This is a genomic window from Nostoc sp. NMS7, from assembly GCF_017115085.1.
GTDB lineage: Bacteria > Cyanobacteriota > Cyanobacteriia > Cyanobacteriales > Nostocaceae > Nostoc.
On the sequence record NZ_JABXKJ010000204.1, the window covers coordinates 1 to 19648 of the forward strand.

The following is a 19648-nucleotide window of genomic DNA, read 5'->3' on the forward strand; positions in this document are numbered from 1 at the left end:
GAAGTTGGTGTTCAGAACTCGGAAGTTGGTGTTCAGAACTCGGAAGTTGGTGTTCAGAACTCGGAAGTTGGTGTTCGGAACTCGGAAGTTGGTGTATGAGGATAACAAACCGTAAAGGGCGCATACTTTTACGTCCAAGCAAGCTACGCGTAGCGTCTCCTTGGCGCAGCCTCTCGTAGAGAAGAGTTGGACGCAAAGAGTAAAAATGTCACCGCGTCCCCTTGTCTCAATTCAGTCCCAGTTCTTCTTTCAACGCCGGAGGCACATTAACTGCTGTCTCTAATCCCCGCACATCTTCCCACTGCTGCTTTTTACCCCAGGTCATTTTTTCCATATTCGCATCGCTGAGGTCTGCACCACCGAGAATGGCATAGCTGAGATTGCTGTGACTGAGATCCGCGCCATTGAGGATAGCACCACTGAGGTTACTGCCACTGAGGTTAGCACTGTTAAGGTTGGCATAGCTGAGGTCTGTGCCGAACAGGATAGCGTCGGTGATGTCGGCACCACTGAGGTCGGACTCGCTGAGAATTACCCCACTCAGGTCGGCTTCGTTGAGAATTACGCGACTCAGGTCTACGCCGCTAAGGTCGGCACCTAAAAACATTGCGCCGTTAAGTCTGGCATTGTTAAGCTTGGCACCGTTAAGTTTGGCGTAACTGAGGTCTGCGGCGATCAGGATGGCATCACTAAGGTTGGTACTGAAAAGAATTGTGTCACTGAGGTTAGTACCGTTGAGAATGGCGTGCCTCAAATCAGCACCACTGAGATCGGCACGGCAGAGGTCGGCATGGTTAAGGCTGACGCTGCTAAGGTTGGCTTCACTCAGATTCGCACCGAAAAGGATGGCGTTACTTAGGTCAGCATGGCTAAGGTTGGTGCTGCTGACGTCGGCATGGCTAAGGTTGGCGTGGCTAAGGTTGGCGTGGTTGAGGTTGGCACTGCTAAGGTCGGCGCGGTTGAGGTCGGCGCGGCTAAGGTTTGCACAGCTAAGGTTAGTACCGCTAAGGTTGCTGCTGCTGAGGTCGGCACCATTGAGGTTAGCACCGCTAAGGTTGGCACCGCTAAGGTTGGCATCGCCGAGATTGGTACCGTTAAGGTTGGCATTGCTGAAGTTTACGCCGGTTAAGTTGGCATCGCCGAGGTAAGCACGGCTGAGGTCGGCACCGCTAAAGTCTGCCCCGGTGAGGTTGGCATCACCCAGGTAAGCACCCTGAAAGTTGCCGCCTTTGAGAAATTGCCCAACTATAGTGCTAAAGTTGCCAATTTCCAGGGCATCGCTATAGTTGATGATCCGCAGCAGTTGGGATGTGAAAAAATTATCTGTGTCCGGTTGAGAAGATGGATAGAAGGTGATTTTTTGTTTGAGTTCATCTCGCTCTTGGGCGTAGCGGTGTAACTCTAAGAGTAAAATCAGTACGTTCAGCCCTGTATATATGTCTACCTGTCTCAGCCCGATCGCAATATTTTCTGCCGCTAGCTTTAATCTTGTTTTCTGAGGTAGGTTCTCATCTGGTTTGGCATCGATAAATTCTCCCTGACACCAGCGACGATAAAAATCTTCTAGCCGCCAGAAAAGCAGTTCTGGGTAAATTTTTTTATTAGTCACAACCAATTCCATTAGTTGGTTGACTATTTCTGGTTTCAGCGCCCCATTACCCAGTAAATCGTAAATCTCTTCATGCATCTGGCGATTGCACACTCTAAAATAAAACTCAGAGGCTAGAGTCCCCAATGTGCGATCGCCCATCTTAGAAGTTAAACCACTCCTTGATATTGTCCATTTTTCTAAGCTTTCTTGCAGTCTTTGAAACCAGAAATCTGACTGCAAATTATCTTGAGCAAATTTAACGCTTTTGTCTGCTTTAATACTTTTTCCGAGAGGTAAAACTGCTTCCGTTTCTGGCGATGTGGTCTTTGGCATATCTTGCAACCTTATACCCCTCACATAATTTCCCAGCAGCAGCCAGACTTGAGATAAATATGTTGACATTTCTGTGTCCGTTGTTACATTTTAATGAGTGTTTTGATCATCCTGAATTAAAAATTTTTCTATGCTAGTTTGCTTCTCACTGCCAAAAATTAATAGTATCAATAAATACTACACGAAAAATATCATCCGTTGCCGATGTCTACGATAGGCATTCCTGGAGGGCGACTGATCACTAACTTGTAGTAGCTTCAAGCTTCTTCTGGTGATATAAATAAAGTGTTAGCTTAAAAATGCTTTCTAAAATCAAGTAATTTTCCGGTTTTGCCTAATTTGTTATAGTTTTTTACCCAGAAATTTACTAGTCTAATGTAAGAAGAATACTTGCTATTTGTTGTAGAAGCAATTGTTAGGAAAAATCTGACAGTAAAATAGCCTATTAACAATTCCCAATTCCAAATTCGTCTGGGAAAGTTCTGTTCGCCCTTGACGTTGGCAAAACCATCGGATAGCCCTGCCGCGTACCCCGACAATACAAGCAAGCTACGCGCAGCTTCTGATAGAGAAGAGAGTTTCAGACGAGGATTTAAACCCCGGCTGAAACTACGTGTTGACGTTGCAGGTCTGAAACCCTTTAATTTTCGATAAAGCTGAAAAATCGCAACTAAAATTGAAGTCTAAAGTTTGCTGTTTATTATAAAGCAGCTAAGAGAATCGGCAAAAAGTAGGCTATATAGCTTTGCAAAAGTTAAAAATTAACTCCGGGATAGTTATCGGGTATACATCGGATGAACAACAGATTAACCTTTTATATAATTTTGTTACATGGTTTGTTATTAGGAATAACAACGGCTAGCGCTAAGTCATCGTCTGTTAACATAATTGATCCAAATTTGTCAGCCAACCATCAGACTGTCAAGGTTGTTGAAGCCGTGCTTACAGCCAGAAGTGGAGAGAAATCCAATAGTCAGTTAACGACAGAAACTTCTTCAACTAAAATCTCCGGTTTATCGCCAAAGGATATGAAGATTCCCCAGAAACAGAGGCTATCGTCAGGGCAAGTTTGGGTAATTAATCAAAATAAATACGCACAGCCTCAACCGTTTATTTGGCTAGTAAAAGACCTTAAAAAAGCAGGACAACCATTTTTGCAAGTTGCAAACCCGCTAGAAAAACCTAATTCTACTGCTAAACCACCAGCAAAGGAAGATTTACAGCCGTTTGATGAAGTAATCAAAGACACCCAAAAGTTAGGGGGATTGTTCACCCTTTATCGCCATAAAGAAAAGAATAAAATTTATCTAGAAATTAAGCCAGAGCAACTTAATAAAAATTACCTAGCTACAACAACCCTGGAATCGGGCATTGGCGAACGTGGTATTTACAGTGGTATGCCTTTGCAAGATTTTTTGTTTTATTTCCAACGGGTGGATAATAAATTAAACTTTGTGATTCGCAATGTGAATTTTCGCACTCGTGAAGGAGATCCGCAGGTGCGATCGCTAGCCCGGTCTTTTAGTGATTCTGTTCTCTACACTATTTCTATTAAAAGCATTCATCCAAAACGCAAAACTATTCTCATCGACTTGGGCGATTTGTTACTGACAGACTTAGCTGGATTATCTGTAAGTTTAGGAGTACCAGGAAGCACAGACCAGTCCTATTTTGGTACTGCTAAAGCTTTTCCCCAAAACTTAGAAATTGAATCAGTTTTGAATTTCTCTGGTGGCGTTGGACAGAAGAGTGAAATACCAAGCTTTATGTCGCTACCTGACAACCGTGGCTTTACCCTGCGCGTCCACTACAGTTTCTCCCAACTACCCGATCAAGATTATCGACCGCGCCTTGCTGACGATCGCATCGGCTATTTCATCACCGCCTACCAAGATTTATCCAAAGACGATGGCGGTGATTCTTTTGTCCGCTACATCAATCGCTGGCATTTGGAAAAACAAGACCCAAAAGCAGTAATTTCTCCTCCCAAAAAACCGATTGTTTTCTGGATTGATAACGCTGTACCCTTAGAGTACCGCGATCCAATGAAAGAAGGCGTCCTGATGTGGAACAAAGCCTTTCTGAAAGCCGGATTTAAAGATGCAATTGAAGTCCGCCAAATGCCTGATAATGCCACATGGGACCCAGCAGATATTCGTTACAACACGATTCGCTGGATTAACACAGTCGATGGTTATTTCGCAATGGGGCCATCCCGCGTTAACCCATTGACTGGGGAAATTTTGGATGCAGACATTCTCGTAGATGCCAGCTTTGTGCGGCTACTTAAGAATGATTATCGCCGAATCGTCCAACCTAGCCAAACACAAAATCGCACTACTTTATCAGCTTTAATGCAAAATCGTCTACTTTGCGCCAATGGTTTAGATCCGAAAAACAATGGTGTCCCTCAGCAGATGCAAGACCAACAGGGATTGTTGAGTCGTTTATCAAAAATGGCAGGGGAGTACGATTTATGCTATGGGATGGAAGCTGCTAACCAGTTTGCCTTTGGTTCACTGGCGATGTCACTGCTGCCTGATAACATGGCGACTCCAGACCAGATAAAAAAATATATCAATCAATATATACGTTTAATTATCGCTCACGAAGTTGGACATACTCTTGGTTTACGCCATAACTTCCGTGGTAGTACACTGCTACCACCAGAGGAGATGAATAATACGGAAATTACCAAAACTAAAGGTCTGACAACTTCCGTAATGGACTACATTCCCCCAAATATCGCCCCTCAAGGTACAAAGCAGGGAGATTATTTTCCCAGCATGGTAGGGCCTTATGATGAATGGGCGATTAAGTACGGTTATATGCCAATTCAGACATCAACCCCCATCGCGGAAAAGCCAATTTTAGAGAAAATTGCTGCACAATCCTACAAGCCAGAGTTGAGTTATTCCACAGATGAAGATGTGTATGACCTTGACCCCACAGCCAATGCTTGGGATAACAGCAGCAATGTGCTGCTTTATTCTCAATGGCAGTTGAATAATTCGCGGGTGATGTGGGAACGTCTGGATCAGCGTTACCCACTGGCTGGTGATAGTTATACTGATGTGAGCGAACGTTTTGGCACAGTATTGGATAACTATTTCCAGCAAATATATTACACTACAAAATACATCGGGGGACAGTCTTTCTATCGCATTCACCCTAGCGAGATCCCTGCTGATAACCTCTCTGGAATCCCCCAACACCGATTACCATTTGAACCAGTACCAGTTGAACAACAACGCCAAGCTTTAGAGACGCTGCAAAAGTATGTGTTTGCAGAGGATGCCCTGAGTTTTTCACCAGAACTACTGAATAAATTAGCACCTTCGCGTTGGCGACATTGGGGTAGTTCTCCGCAAGTTGGCCGTTTGGATTATCCAATTCATGATTTGGTGCTACTCATGCAGGGTTCTGTGTTGCGGGATTTACTCTCAGGCGATCGCCTCTCCCGTCTCAAGGATATCGAACTCAAAACTCAGGAGGGAAAAGCACTGACTCTGCCAGAACTATTTGACACTTTGCAGTCAGATATCTGGACAGAAGTAATCAAACCAAAAGGTAAATCAATCAAAATTTCTAGTTTGCGGCGAGGCTTGCAAGGGGAATATCTAAAGATTTTGACAGCTATGGTGTTACGGAAAGAATCTGTTCCAGAAGATGCTCGCACTCTGGCTTGGTATAAACTAAAACAACTGGATGAGAAACTTAAGCAAGTTAATTCCGAGGATGAATATACCAAAGCGCATTTACTAGAAACACGCGATCGCATTGAGAAAGTCTTAAATGCACCGTTGCAAGGGAATTAAAAAAGTTAGGAGTTAGGAGTGAACAGTGAGGAGTTAATAGTAAAATTTCTAACTCCTCTTTTTCTGGTATGATTTTGGCAAAATATATTTAGAATGCTCATACAGGCTGAGAAAACAGTTTATGTCAGCTAGAGATAAATTTCACAATGTTGTGAAATTGGCATTACAAAAGGACGGGTGGCGAATTACTCATGACCCTTTGCTAATTCGCATAGAAAATATTACCGATATGTACATTGACTTGGGGGCAGAGAGAATTATTGCGGCAGAAAAAGCGGGACAAATAATAGCTGTCGAAGTTAAAAGTTTCATTGGCACTTCAACTATTTATGAGTTTCATACTGCGGTGGGACAGTTTATTAATTATAGATATGCGTTAGAAGAGATAAATTCTGAGCGAATTTTGTATTTAGCAGTACCCTTAAACACTTATAACGATTTTTTAAATAAACCATTTATTAAAACTATTATCCAGCGCAGTCAAATCAATCTGATAGTTTATGATGTAGAAACGGAGGAAATTATCCGATGGCAGATTTAGATAAATATCGAAAGTGTATTCGTCAATTAGTTACAGAATATGCTCAACGTGCCTCTTATAATAATGAAATTGAAGCTCAAACAATTTTTGACGTAGAACAAGACCATTACCAACTGATATATATTGGTTGGCAAAATAAACGTCGGGTTTTTGGCCCTGTGATGCATTTTGATATCAAAAATGGCAAAATTTGGATTCAGTGGAATGGTACAGAAGAGGATGTAGGTGAGCAACTAGCGGCGATGGGAGTACCAAAACACGATATTGTAGTTGGATTTCACCCAGGTTATATACGGCAGTATACAGATTATGCCGTGGGTTAAAGGCTTGTTGCCTAAGTCTGATTAAATTTACAATTGAGGTGGCATAGATACAGGCAGTAAAAAGCTAATGACATTGCAAAACTTGCAAAAACAGGTGCTAGAATTATCCACTAGCGGACGTTGGCAATTAGTCCAAACCTTACTAGAATCCTTACAGCAGGAAACCTGCCCATTACAAAATAAAGGGAACTTGTCCCGATTGCGAGGGATTGCAAAAGGTTCAGGTGCATCAGGTAATGAAGATATTGCAGCAGAATATATTACCTATCTTACTGAAAAGTACCAGTAATGCGAATTTTGATTGATACTAATGTTGCGCCAAGACTCGAACTTGCTCACGAAGTCTAGTGATTTGTTAAACCACTCGCCTCGCTACCTAATACTCCAACAGTTTGTCATATTTTGCGTGTGACCCAATCCAAAACAACACAAAATCCTTATCCTGTTCCACAGCTAGCGCACGATAGTATAAACCCACTCGTACTGACCAAAAACGTCCTACTTTCTTAAAATGCAGTGATGAATAGCGAGGGTCTTGCTTTAGTAATTCGTAGCATCGATCTGCAAATTCTTGAACATCACTTGGTAACTGTCGATAGCAATACCAAAAATCTGGGCTTGCTCGGTGTCTCACAGTTCAGTACAATTTCCTGCTCTCAAATCTTGCAACGCTTTCTCAGCCAGAGCATCAAGCCGACCCGCAGCTACATCTGTCTCAAGCTGTTGATCCCATACAGCCGCATCGAATTCTGCAAACCAGACACGGAAAGCAGCAAGCTCCTCTGGTGAAAGTTGACTGACAGCACACTCAATATCATGTAGGATACTTATATTCATGAACACCAAGCTCTTTACTCAACTAGTTCAAATATACAACTATCTAAATATCGCGTAATTTTGTAGCTTTTGCATAAAAGGAGGCAGCAGATCATAAAATCTACCTCTGCTACCTCTGCTTTCTCCTAACTACTCAACGCCTTTAAAAACCGTTGCAAACTCTTAAACACACTGGGCTTTTTCTGTGGTGTCGCATCTGTTGTTGTTTGCGGTTGGCCTTTTAAAAGGATCAGATCCAAATCATCACCCGATGGTTTTGTGGGTAATTCGGCAATTCTTTGATATTCGCCGCCGGTTTCCAGCCAAACTTCCCACTGTCCTGGGTAACAGCGACATAAAGCACTTTCATCATCTATGGGGCGCAGGTAATAACAGGATTCAATGGTACTGATGAAACGCCGACGGGTTTCCCTAGCTGTATAACCAATGCCTACAGTTCCAGAATCTTCTAGGCGGGGATTTAACAATACTACAGGGCGATCGCCTATTTCTTCACATAACTTTTCCAATTGCACTACTTCTACGGAAGTGGGGGCAATGAATAAGAAAATTTCATCCTCTGGCTGAATTTTTGTCTGCAAGGAAGCAGCCCTACCCGTGCCGATATCCAAAACTTGAAATGGTGCATCAGCCCAATTGCGGCGGGCTAAGGCCGCAGCCCCAGCGTCAGCAAAGAAAATCTTCAAACGGGAATCATATTCTGTAAACACGGGCAGAAATTGTTCCGCCACCGGCATAAACTTGAGTTCTGGGAACAGGAACTCAACTTGTAGGCGAGTGCAACCATCTGCAAGGGCAGCTTGGACGGCTACACGAGATTGGGCGATCGCATCTTCAAGACTATTGGGTAGTTCACTCATAGTTTATATTTCACTCTAGCATTACTTCCATTGTTTCAGTATTAGCTCTGATTTTGGCCTCGCTAAATTTGAATATGAATAATTTGATCTTGATATGGCAACCTTAAAAATGAAGTATTTATATCAAGGTCTTTCATGAAACCTGTTTTGCGTAAAGGTCAACTAACAACATGGAAGGATGACAAGGGTTTTGGCTTTATTCGCTCCAGTGATGGCAGTCAAGACGTTTTTCTTCATATCACTGCGCTCAAAGAAACAAATCATCGTCCACAAGTTGGTGATGTGATTTGCTATCAGCTAACGGTTGGTAAAGACGGTAGAATTCATGCTTACAACGCCTTCATTGAAGAATTTGTATCCAAACCTATGCCGATCGGGTCATCTTTCGCAATCGAGAAAGAAACATTCCAACCTAAAGCTAAATATTCTTTAATGTTCGAGGTCTTGCTCTTATCTTTATTACCAGCTTTAGGAGCAATGCATTTTGCATTGACGACTTTCAACCCAATTTTTTTGATTCTCTATCCTGTGATGAGTTTTATTACCTTTGCACTGTATGCCGATGATAAATCTCGTGCAAAGCAGGGGCGTTGGAGAATACCAGAAAAGAGATTACATCTGTGTGAACTCATGGGTGGATGGTTAGGGGGATTCATCGCCCAACGAAGATTACGTCACAAAAATAGGAAGGTTTCATACCAAGTTGTATTTTGGGTAATAGTAGCTATTCATCTGATATTTTGGTTGGATTGGCTTTTCTTTGAGAGAAGACTGGTGGGTTTATTTATTAGCATTGTTTCTAGAGGATAGCAGAGAAAATAAGCAAAACAAACTCCTCTATCGAGATTCTCTGACTACTTGCCCATTTTTCGAGCTGCTGTTGAAGTTGGGGAGGAAATCTCAATTGAAGAAGTGCGATCGCATCAAAGACACACTCAAAATTTTACCTGTTGGCAAAAAACTCGTTTAAGGCTTTCAGCGACAGTGACATAGAGCGCCAATCAGATAAAACCTAGATATTTTGATACGCGATAGCCAAGCCAAATCCCCACAAGGCCACCAATGACGCCCAAGAGGATCGAGGTGAACGATAGCAAACTTCCACCCCACAACGCAGGGATGTAGCTGCCAATCGTAGAGCCAAGAAACATCCCAATTCCAATGATGGTTTTACTCATTCCAGAAAAGCCTTAATCAAAAGTAATGAAAATAAGTCATGCTTGAACTCCTTTATGACTCAAAATATTACCTTTTGGGAAAAGACTTGTTTAACCCTTTCGGCAGCGTTGCTAATTAGATGTATGAATCTTATTGTAGAAACGCAAAATCATTGTGGTAAAAGCGTAAACGCCAGGGACACTTGCCTCTCCTGTTCACAGACGCTTTTACTAGCTTGCTTAAGAGTAGGGGTACAACCGGGGAAACCCCAGCAACGCAATGTCATGACACATAGCCTATTCACAACTACTCAACCCAGTTTTCTAATAGGAGCGTAGGAATACGAGAAAACTCTCGCACATTATTGGTGACGAAGGTAACTTCTAAACTCAGTGCATGAGAAGCAATGAGCATATCCATTGCACCAATAATAAGTCCTCTACTTTCGAGATCGCTTCTGATGCTGCCGTAAATTGTCGCAGATGCTTGATTAAATTCGACAATTTCTAGAGGTAGCAGAAATTGCAGCAGGGCGATGCGGTTTTTCTCTTGCTGTTGGCTTTTGGCAACTCCATATTCAAGTTCGGCAACGGAGATGGAGGAGATACCGACATCAGAAATGCTAAGGGTTTGGAATTTATCCAGTACTTTTTGGGGTTTTTGCTTGATGAGGTAAATGCAGATGTTGGTATCAAGCAGGTATCGCATTTTAGAAGTTCTCTCTGGTTTCGAGGAGTGGCTGATCTCTAGAATTCATGAAGTCATCGGAGAAGTTGTCTAGACTATCGGTCAGGGATTCCCAAGGGTTGTCTTTGGCAATCAAGACAATGGCGTTACCAATTTTTTTGATATAAACTTCAGTACCAGTGAGTTGAAAGTCTTCAGGCAAAATGACGATTTGGTGAGTACCATCAGTGGTGAGTTTAGCAGTGTTCATGATGTTGTTCTTAAATTAGCTAGTATTTCGTAACTTAGTCGTGCATGAAGTCCCGCTTCTTTTCTGTTTCAATTTCTTCCCGTAACCACTGAATACGTTGCTCTACATATTGCTTATGTTCCAGAAAATCTAACCTCTTGAAAAGGAAAAGTGGAAGCAGTGATTCTAAATACTCAACGTCCTTCTGATATACGAGAACCCAACTTCCTGAGCTACTCCGAGAGCTAGGTTCTAGGCGAAGTTTTTTAAAGTCCTCAAACTTTTTGTTATGCTTTATAAAAAAGTCAACAAATGAACGTCTTCTTTGATATGAGAAGTTTGTAACTATATCAAATATAAACTGGATAAACGGAATGTTATCACATCGAAATTCTAGTAATTTCATCAGGATATGATCTTGCCGCTCCCACAAAGTTTCATTATCTTTTCCATCTGCACTAAGAATAAAAAATTTGCTAAGTCTAATAGAGCCTAAGCTAAGATACTCCTCATCCCGTTGATAAACATATTTAATTATCTGGCTCATCAGGTTCTCATAGTTGTCACATCGCCAGAGGAAGGAATAATTTTGTCCATTATCAAAATGATATGATTGATATTTTTGGTGGTAAATCCAATCCATGTATTCAAGGATGAATTCTGGATCGCGTTTCAGGATATGAGCAAAATATTGTCCATTATCATCTATATCCCAATCATTTTTCAGGACTTGAAGATAAGCTTTTTTCAATACATTCAATTGATTATCGAAAAGGTTAAGCAAAACTGTACTGACTTGGTATCTATCAAATAAGCATGATAAGGGATAATATTTATTGGAGTTTTTAGATACATTTTCCACGAGGATTTCGACTATCTTAAGCAAGACATTTTCATCGAACACATGATATTTTAGAACGAAGCTCAAATCGTCTGGTATCTCACTTGCCTCACTTTCTCTATAGAGGCTATAAAGCTGAACTATATGTTCATTTGTAATCATTTCTTGAGGTAATAAACGATAAAAGTCAAACAACCACTTTCTTTTTAAAGAATAATAACTTTGGTTGAGAACTTCATAAGTTTTTTGAATGCCTAAAATTTTAATTAGGTGATTAATAAGTCGAGAATCATTAATCTTCAGTGGATTTCCAAAACTAATGTAATCTTTGACTACATCAGCATAGAGTTGTGGATCTCGATTTGCCAGATCAATAAGCACTCTGGCTACTTGGCTTGGAAGATGGGATGTATTATGATTTCGGCGGTCTGTTTCCTCCTGAATCTCAAGGCATTGCTCAAAGAATTGCTTGTAGTCTTCCAAGTTGTAGTTTACAAAGAAGTCTTGAATTCGTTGTTGCCTAAGTTGCTCGTATTCCTCATATTCTAGATTTAGATATCGTCTCTCTAGTTGATCAGAAATAAGAACTTCAGACATTGCATAGGTTTTATTCGTAAATAAATCTCGCAAGGTTTCACACAATAGACATCTCCAAACATTAGCCATAATTTTCATCAAAATAACGGTTTTATGGTCATTTTCAGAGATTTCTAATTTTTGATCCTCTAATTTATCTAAGTAGTTTTGAACTATCAGGCAATGAGAATAGCTACTGGCATCCAAATATGACTCAATGAAAGGAAGCACCTCAGATGAATCTTGGATAATTATTTCACCTATTGAGACTTTGTAACCTGATGTACTATATTGTTGAAGGAGAGTAAGCACATCTTTCTTGAGAACAGGTACTTGATAAAGTTGGAATACGCTCTGCCAAATTTCTTGTCTAAGTTCTGCCAGTTCTGGCGTTGGTGGTAAGGTGAAGTTAAAGATGTTGATTGCTTTCCCTTTCATCCTACTAGTGTTAAAATCGGTGTAAAGATAATGTTCAGCCACCGCGAGAAATAGCTTTGAAAACATTATGTCTTCACCATCCTTAACCCACTCCCACAGTACATCAATTACTATCTGCTGGATAGCAAATCCATAACAATAGGATTCGTGATCAAACCCAAATCGTTCGGTAAGAAGGTTAAGCACTTGCGATATTTCGGTCGGTCGTTTTGTGACATACTCCAAAATAAGGTCTAACGCTATTTTGAGATTATTTTCATCTGAATATCTGAATAACCCTAGTGTACTGAGAAGAGAAAGTGATGAAACGCTAGACTTAGCTTTAATTTCCAATTTAGAGACATCTGCTAATTCCGGTTCCATTGCGGAAATGCAGTTATGAATATATACAAGGATATCTGTTTGCTTGAGTAACCAGAACACCTCTATGAAGTGCATCAGATTTTTTTCTTCTCCTGCCTTTTGATATATTTCCCATGCTTGATTAACATATGGACGCATTACCTCTATGATTCTTTCACTATCAAAGGCATTCATAACAGGATTGAGAACGTCAACAAGTCGATACTGAAACTGAGGGAAAAAGTGATTTAGGAGAGTAGTAAAATTGAGTAATTTTTCCTTAAAGAGGGCAAGGTAAAAAAGGTAAGTACCGAGAACTTGATCAGAGACTCGCACGATCTCATTCTCGTATATATCGAGCAATTCATGATCATGTAGCTGGCGAACAGCCTTCCAAAAAACTTCTTGGCTAATACCGAATGCTATCTCAATTTCCTCCATCATCTTTTCATTTGAACAATCTACCGTCCTAAAAAATGCAACAATTCCAGCAGCTTTCAAGAGGTTTTCGTCACCGAGTTCTTGCAAATCTTTTCGGATTGAAGAATAATACTCGTCGTAAAGATTAGATACGTTATTAATACTATCAAGTCTATTTTCTCGTTTTGCTAACAGTGCAGCCATGATTGCAAGACGAGGATTTCCTTGTGCAATATCGGCAATTCTGTTGAGATAGAGGTGATTAAGAATTTCGTACTCATCCTTAAGTATTTGCTTTATCTGATTCTCGTCTAGAGAGTTTAGCTCTATCTCAGTCCGATTTTTATAGGACTGCGCTAATTCTTTAACTTTTTCAAAGGCATAATCTCGAACGGTAGCAATGACCTTGATTTGTTGATCCTCGCGTTGGTCATGAAGGATTTGAATAAAGTATTCAAATGAGTTGACCCGATTCGCATCATCTACAAAAATGAGGTGACAGCCCGGTTCTGAAAAATAGACACGGAGATCCTCAAAAATATTTGCTCCTCGAATAAAAATACATCTAACCTGATATTCAGGCTGACTGACTAAAAACTGATTGCAACATTCGAGCGCCAATCGAGATTTACCAATGCCTGCTTTGCCAGACACAATAACAAGATTACTGTTATTCAATCCTTGCGATACTTGCTCTAACTCTTCCTCTCGAAAGTGGAAAGTTGTATTAATAATTTTTGACATATAAATTTACACGGTTGAAATCTGAATAGCGTTGCCAATAATTTAACGCTTAACTAAAGATAAATCTGGTGTCAGCCTCTGCAAAACTTGCTTCAACACCATCACTGTCCAATCTATATCAGCTTCAGTGGTATCACGCCCCAATGTGATGCGAATTCCCCCCAAAGCAGCTTTTTCTGAATAACCCATCGCTAACAATATCGGACTAGGGCTAAGTTTACCACTGTGACAGGCAGCACCAGCACTGATGCCGATGCCAGCAAGGTTTAACTGTCGTACCAAGGTTTTCCCACTGAGTTTTTTCCCGTCGGCGTTTTCTAGGCACATACTGACATGGTGAGGTAAACGATCGCTAATATCCCCAGTAGGAATTAAACCCGGAATTTCAGCTAATTGGGCAAAGGCGCGATCGCGTAACTCAATTAACCGTGGAGTTTCTGTAGCTAATTCTTGCGCTGCTAATTCTGCTGCTACACCAAATCCCGCAATTATCGGTACTGCTTGCGTACCAGAACGTAGTCCTATTTCTTGTCCACCACCACCCAATAAAGGCATCAAATCCACACCAGGACGTACATACAACGCCCCTGCACCTTGAGGCCCATATATTTTATGACTGGAAAGGCTAAGTAAGTCTACTGATAGTTCTTGCACATCTATAGGTAAGCGTCCGGCAACTTGCACCGCATCTGTGTGGAACAAAGCCCCATGCGATCGCACAATTTTACCCAGTTCTGCGATCGGTTGCACTGTCCCAACTTCACTTTGACCGTAAATTACAGAAACTAAGGCTGTGTTATGTCGCAATGCGGCTTTTAAATCTAGGGGGTTAACTCTGCCTTTCACATCTACAGACAAGCGCGTAACTTCCCAACCCCACATTTCTAGCAACCGGACTGTCTCAGAAATTGCGGAATGCTCGACGCTGGAGATAATTAGATGTTGAGGAACAGCATATAACCGAGCCACACCCATAATTGCCAAATTATCTGCCTCAGTGCCGCCAGAGGTAAAAATGATCGATTCAGAAGTGGCGGCGTTAATTAAACCAGCAACTTCAATTCTGGCTTGTTCCACAACCGTTGCCGCCCGTTGTCCCCACTCATGTAAGCTGGAAGGATTGCCCCACTGTTGAGTGAGGACTGTTTGCATAACTGCGATCGCTTCTTTTCGAGTTGGTGTAGTGGCGCTGTAATCTAGATAAATTTGCATATAACCGATAATGGTGAGAACACACGCTGGTAATAGTTAATCTTGTCAGCATATAGAGTTTTTGTGGACAAATCCTAAAAAAAATCTCTGTAATTCTGCCTCTAGCAGTGGATTTTTCCCTTTACTTGGAAAGCTATTTCTCTACTTAGGAATAGAATTCAATAACATATAATTTATGTCCCTGGCTTACCTCACCCTCAATCCCTCTCCGATATATTGGAGAGGGAAGCTAGAGATAGGATGAAGTTTTGCATTTTATTTAATCTACATTCGTTAATTCAGAACACAAAATTTTGGGAATGATAAATATAGCGGTTCTCAATTCGGTGCAATAGAGTTTTAACCTCTCTCTAAACCTTTCGCCTACAAGGGTAGAGGCTTTGAATCTTACTCCCCAACGCTAGTAGGGAAGGGGTTGGGGGTTAGGTTTTCTATTTAACTTAAGTGAAAATCGCCTTATATCCACTCTCAATCCACTTTTAACAGATTACAGTGCAACTTATCTCTAGACAAAGATATTTTTTATATATCTTTTTACTGATCTTTCCCCTCACTGGTTGTCAACGAGTCCAGTCTTACAATCAGCGTCCAGCACCCTTACCACAAGATCCGTTAGTTCAAGTTTACTTTAACCATTCTGAATCTTCAGAATACAAAGAAGCTTACCGTCAGCAAACTCGCCTGGGGGATGATTTAGAAAAACAGATTGTCGATGCTATTACGCACGCTAAATCTACAGTAGATGTTGCAGTGCAAGAATTACGTTTACCCAGAGTTGCCCAAGCATTGGTTGAGAGACAAAAAGCTGGGGTAAAAGTCAGGATAATTTTAGAAAATACCTATAGCCGACCTTGGAGTAGCTTTACATCTGCTGAAGTAGGTAAGTTAGATAAAAGAGAACAGGAACGCTATCACGAATTTCGCCAATTTCTTGATATTAACCAAGATAATCAACTCAGTCTAGCCGAAATAAATCAAAGAGATGCTTTGATAATTTTGCAGAATGCCAAAATTCCCTGGATAGATGATCGAGCAGATGGTTCAGCAGGTAGCAGTTTGATGCATCACAAATTTGTGATTCTGGATAATCGTGTTGTAATTATCACTTCGGCAAATTTTACTTTAAGTGATACTTCTGGTGATTTTACAAATTCCAGCAGTTTAGGTAATCCCAATAATTTATTGCAGATTGACAGCACGGAATTAGCATCTTTATTTACACAAGAGTTTAACATCTTATGGGGAGATGGGCCGGGAGGTCAGCCAGATAGTCAATTTGGTTTAAAAAAGCCGATGCGTTTACCTAAACAAATAACTTTAGGTAACACCCAAATTACTGTGCAATTTTCGCCTACTTCTCCAACTCAACCTTGGAGTAACAGTAGTAATGGTTTAATTGGTAAAACTTTAGATTCAGCAACCAAATCTATTGATATGGCGTTATTCGTCTTTTCAGAACAGTGTCTGGCCAATATTTTAGAAAATCGCCATCAACAAAATGTGCAAATTCGCGCTTTGATTGAACCACAATTTGCTTATCGTCCTTATAGCGAAGCATTGGATATGATGGGGGTTGCTCTCAGTAACAAATGTAAATATGAGGTTGATAACCATCCTTGGTCAAATCCAATTACGACTGTAGGTGTACCTGTGTTACCCAAAGGAGATTTATTGCATCACAAATTTGGTGTTATTGATAGTCAAACAGTAATTACAGGTTCTCATAATTGGTCAGATGCTGCTAATAGTGGTAACGATGAGACACTTGTAGTAATTGAAAGTCCCATAGTTGCTGCCCATTATGTGCGAGAATTTGCTCGTCTTTATACTAAAGTTAAACCCGGCTTACCACCAGGAGTTCAAAAGAAAATCCAATTAGAACAAACACGATGTCCCCAGATAAAAACTTCTTCATCAACTGAGCTAAAAGCAATTAAAAAAGTAAATATCAACACCGCAAGTCTAGAATAATTAGCAACTCTTCCTGGTATGGGTAAAAAGTTAGCACAGGGGGTAATTATTAGCCGTCAATAGCAAAAATTTACATCCTTGCAAGACTGACTTAGAACGAGTTCCAGGAGTGAATGCTAGAACTTTAGAAAAATGGAGCGTAGGCGTAACTTGGTAAGCCGCACAGCATTCTTTATTAGCCCACGTAGGTGTGGCTCTTGTTTGTGTAGCCGCGTACTCCTACGGAGAAGCAAGCTACGCGTCAGCGTGCCGGAGGCTCTATTCTATTCGCCAGGGCTACAATATTAGATGAATGCGATATTTAAATGCGATCGCTAGCTAAATCAACTAAACTGCGAAAATGCCCATTCTGAGAAAATCGTTCTGCGATTATTTGTTGATAAACCGCCTCATAGCCATCAGTCATGTGTTCAACGCTAAAAAGGTTTTCGACATACTGACGACAGACATAGCGGTCTAACTCTCCTAGTTGATCGATCGCACTGATGCACTCTTGAATATTATTGCAGAGGAAACCCGTCTTCCCGTGGGCAATTACCTCCTCAGTAGACCCCAATTTTATCGCAATCACTGGCGTACCCGAAGCCATTGACTCAATCATCACCAATCCAAAGGGTTCTCGCCAAGTAATCGGGAACAGAGTTGCTACTGCACCTCCCATCAGAGCATTTTTTTGAGCATGGTTGGCTTCACCCAAATACTCAATTTGCTTCCCATCAACGTGGGGTTTGATTTCTTTCTCAAAGTATTCCACATCAACGGCATCCACCTTACCTGCCATTTTCAAATGCCAACCAGCAACTTTTGCAATTTCTATGGCTAAGTGCGCTCCCTTCTCTGGAGACATCCGACCCAAAAACGCCAGGTAGGGCGCATCTTCTGGTTGAGAGTGAAACTTATAACTATTGACATCAATCCCGTTGTAGACCGTTGCTATAGAGTTCAACCCTAACCTTGGTTCTCGTTGTGCATCGGAAATATTAACGTAAGGTTGTTTTTTACCAAAACTAAACATCTTTTCGTTGTCAGGGGTAAAAATACCGTGCAACGTGTGAACTGTAGGGGTTGTGACGAGATTCGCGTAAGCTAGTGCCCCATGCCCCACATGGGAGTGAATAATATCAAACTCTTCTGCGCGTTCATACACTGAAGCTAGATTCAGCATCTCGTAAATGCCGAAATCTTTGATAGTAGGATCGAGTCTGAGGGCACGGGGATGAACTGACGTTAGTTTTGCCAGACTAATAGAATCTCCCGATGCAAATAAAGTTACTTCGTGTCCGCGTCGGACTAATTCATCGGTCAGTAACCCAACTACTAACTCTATACCACCATAAGCTGGAGGTGGAACTCTCTCCCACAATGGGGCTATTTGAGCAATTTTCATCACAAACCTCCTAAAAAATAAAACTTGAATTAGAAGTTTTTTCTTTCTGTTGTTGTAGTGTTTCTAATTGATTCACTTTGCATTAGAAAGTAACTTCAGATACGAAACTTATTAACTATTTCCTTCAAATCGTATGCTGTTACTTCTATGTTTTTTGTCTATCCTAGTACGGAAATTACCCACTTCTAAAGAGGTAAATACATTCTAATTTATTAATTTTTGTGTAATTTCGTACAATTTTAAATAGAGATTTTTTGAGAAATAGGAACTTTCTAGAATCGTCAAAATCTCAGTTAAATGATGATATTGGGCGAAAAAGCGCTACTATCGCCTGTCAATTATCTGATTTACAAATGTTAATTAAAGAAGAAGCTGCGTAGTCACTTTTTGGGCGGCTTTCCGTACCTAAAAGATAACCTATAGCCGCCCAAAGGGTAGATTTTCGTAAGATAGGGGTAGTTTGAAATCAGAAGTGGCAAAGTTTTATTAGGAATTCTATCCAAGTTAGTAGACAGTGGTGGAAGTTTGCCAACCTTTAACAAGGGGCTTAAGCCCCAAGTCTTATTAATTGAGATGCTAGCTGGATTTACACCGTGCTGTAGTAGTTCTGGGGCGAATGGCACTTCCAAAGAATAAATTAAGAAGTTAAAACTGTGTTGGGGTAAGTTATTCAGCCAATTGCCCACAGGAGAGCGAGTTAAAACTCCCAACTGATGGAACCGATGATTGTAAAGGGCGCACCTGTTTTAACCCTTGCTCTTACTCCATTGCTGTCAGCGAAATATTCCGTATCAAATAGATTACGGATATTGATGGCAGCCTTTAAAGCATCTCTACGGTAGTAAATCGCTGCATCGGTACGCAAGTAATCGGGGAGTTCAAAAGGTAGCATCACACATAACACTTTGGGCAACTTCATCCCACAGTTGCTCTTCTTCCTCGGCAGTCATAGTAACGGTCATAGCTAGCAACTGATGGTAAAGTTAATGCAAATAATTAGCAATAATTTTACAGCAACTAGGGTAAGCTCTCATGAGAATGCAAGACTTTGGGGAGTCGCCAGCAGCGATCGCTATATTTGACAATGCGATCGTAACCTTCAGTATTGTAGGCAACTTCATAACCCTTGCGGCTTTCTATATGCTGTTGATGGTATTGTGCTGATGTAATTGTCTCCATAGTCTTTGACTGCTCAACCACAAGTATCTTTAGTATCTTGCAGAATGGCGACTTTATTTTTAGTCGAAGCAGCGATCGCTAATTCCTAATTGTTGAGCTAATTCTAGTAATAAGGGGGGAAAAAGGTTCTTAACACATTAGAGGACATATGGATATCTACA

18 protein-coding genes and 1 pseudogene are annotated in these 19648 nt (G+C 41.0%); 7 read left to right on the top strand and 12 right to left on the bottom strand.

Annotation, left to right across the window (positions count from 1 at the left end; genetic code table 11):
- Positions 1-226: 226 nt before the first annotated feature.
- Positions 227-1993, bottom strand: coding sequence for a pentapeptide repeat-containing protein (locus HWQ38_RS22980; protein WP_292798212.1), 1767 nt, complete (start codon positions 1991-1993; stop codon positions 227-229).
- 725 nt (positions 1994-2718) lie between these two features.
- Between HWQ38_RS22980 and HWQ38_RS22985 the strand changes: the two genes are divergently transcribed.
- From HWQ38_RS22985 to HWQ38_RS23000, 4 genes are all read left to right on the top strand, one after another.
- A complete protein-coding gene (locus HWQ38_RS22985; RefSeq protein WP_292798214.1) occupies positions 2719-5742 on the top strand; it encodes a zinc-dependent metalloprotease in 3024 nt (1007 codons plus the stop codon).
- Positions 5743-5863: 121 nt separating this feature from the next.
- Positions 5864-6283 (top strand): XisH family protein, encoded by a 420-nt coding sequence (locus tag HWQ38_RS22990; protein WP_292798216.1) that lies wholly within the window; start codon positions 5864-5866, stop codon positions 6281-6283.
- Positions 6271-6606: a XisI protein gene (locus tag HWQ38_RS22995; protein ID WP_292798218.1), complete on the top strand. Its 336-nt coding sequence runs from the start codon at positions 6271-6273 to the stop codon at positions 6604-6606. Before HWQ38_RS22990 ends, HWQ38_RS22995 begins: the two co-directional genes overlap by 13 nt.
- Positions 6607-6673: 67 nt before the next feature.
- The gene (locus HWQ38_RS23000; RefSeq protein WP_292798220.1) at positions 6674-6895 is read left to right on the top strand and encodes a hypothetical protein; all 222 of its coding nucleotides are present in this window, start codon (positions 6674-6676) and stop codon (positions 6893-6895) included.
- Between the two features lie 87 nt (positions 6896-6982).
- Here the strand turns inward: HWQ38_RS23000 and HWQ38_RS23005 are convergent, their stop codons facing one another.
- The 3 genes from HWQ38_RS23005 to HWQ38_RS23015 form a co-directional block, all read right to left on the bottom strand.
- Positions 6983-7240 (bottom strand): hypothetical protein, encoded by a 258-nt coding sequence (locus HWQ38_RS23005; RefSeq protein WP_292798222.1) that lies wholly within the window; start codon positions 7238-7240, stop codon positions 6983-6985.
- A complete protein-coding gene (locus tag HWQ38_RS23010; RefSeq protein WP_292798224.1) occupies positions 7237-7443 on the bottom strand; it encodes a hypothetical protein in 207 nt (68 codons plus the stop codon). The genes HWQ38_RS23005 and HWQ38_RS23010 overlap by 4 nt, the downstream gene beginning before the upstream one ends.
- A gap of 125 nt (positions 7444-7568) precedes the next feature.
- Entirely contained in the window at positions 7569-8303 is a 735-nt protein-coding gene (locus HWQ38_RS23015; RefSeq protein ID WP_292798226.1) for a DUF1995 family protein, read from the bottom strand.
- 135 nt (positions 8304-8438) lie between these two features.
- Between HWQ38_RS23015 and HWQ38_RS23020 the strand changes: the two genes are divergently transcribed.
- Positions 8439-9113: a cold shock and DUF1294 domain-containing protein gene (locus HWQ38_RS23020; protein WP_292798228.1), complete on the top strand. Its 675-nt coding sequence runs from the start codon at positions 8439-8441 to the stop codon at positions 9111-9113.
- A 48-nt stretch (positions 9114-9161) separates the two neighbouring features.
- Positions 9162-9296 (top strand): hypothetical protein, encoded by a 135-nt coding sequence (locus tag HWQ38_RS23025; RefSeq protein ID WP_292798230.1) that lies wholly within the window; start codon positions 9162-9164, stop codon positions 9294-9296.
- Between the two features lie 8 nt (positions 9297-9304).
- Here the strand turns inward: HWQ38_RS23025 and HWQ38_RS23030 are convergent, their stop codons facing one another.
- The 5 genes from HWQ38_RS23030 to HWQ38_RS23050 form a co-directional block, all read right to left on the bottom strand.
- Positions 9305-9481 (bottom strand): hypothetical protein, encoded by a 177-nt coding sequence (locus HWQ38_RS23030; protein ID WP_292798231.1) that lies wholly within the window; start codon positions 9479-9481, stop codon positions 9305-9307.
- A gap of 286 nt (positions 9482-9767) precedes the next feature.
- The gene (locus HWQ38_RS23035) at positions 9768-10169 is read right to left on the bottom strand and encodes a type II toxin-antitoxin system VapC family toxin (RefSeq protein ID WP_292798233.1); all 402 of its coding nucleotides are present in this window, start codon (positions 10167-10169) and stop codon (positions 9768-9770) included.
- A gap of 1 nt (position 10170) precedes the next feature.
- Complete coding sequence (gene vapB / locus HWQ38_RS23040; protein ID WP_292798235.1) at positions 10171-10398, bottom strand: antitoxin; 228 nt, start codon at positions 10396-10398, stop codon at positions 10171-10173.
- Positions 10399-10432: 34 nt separating this feature from the next.
- Positions 10433-13738, bottom strand: coding sequence for a hypothetical protein (locus tag HWQ38_RS23045; RefSeq protein ID WP_292798237.1), 3306 nt, complete (start codon positions 13736-13738; stop codon positions 10433-10435).
- A 42-nt stretch (positions 13739-13780) separates the two neighbouring features.
- Entirely contained in the window at positions 13781-14950 is a 1170-nt protein-coding gene (locus tag HWQ38_RS23050; RefSeq protein WP_292798239.1) for a cysteine desulfurase family protein, read from the bottom strand.
- A 492-nt stretch (positions 14951-15442) separates the two neighbouring features.
- Here HWQ38_RS23050 and HWQ38_RS23055 point away from each other — a divergent pair.
- Positions 15443-17078 (top strand): annotated as a pseudogene (locus HWQ38_RS23055) (phospholipase D-like domain-containing protein).
- Between the two features lie 144 nt (positions 17079-17222).
- On the opposite strand, the gene HWQ38_RS23060 reads toward HWQ38_RS23055, so the two are convergent.
- The 3 genes from HWQ38_RS23060 to HWQ38_RS23070 all read right to left on the bottom strand — a co-directional run bounded on the left by HWQ38_RS23060 (position 17223) and on the right by HWQ38_RS23070 (position 19487).
- Positions 17223-18308 carry a glycosyltransferase family 4 protein gene (locus tag HWQ38_RS23060; protein ID WP_292798240.1) on the bottom strand — a complete coding sequence of 362 codons (1086 nt, stop codon included), beginning with the start codon at positions 18306-18308 and terminating at the stop codon, positions 17223-17225.
- Positions 18309-19005: 697 nt separating this feature from the next.
- Positions 19006-19227: a TonB-dependent receptor gene (locus HWQ38_RS23065; protein WP_292798242.1), complete on the bottom strand. Its 222-nt coding sequence runs from the start codon at positions 19225-19227 to the stop codon at positions 19006-19008.
- 98 nt (positions 19228-19325) lie between these two features.
- Entirely contained in the window at positions 19326-19487 is a 162-nt protein-coding gene (locus tag HWQ38_RS23070) for a hypothetical protein (RefSeq protein ID WP_292798244.1), read from the bottom strand.
- Between the last annotated feature and the right edge of the window lie 161 nt (positions 19488-19648).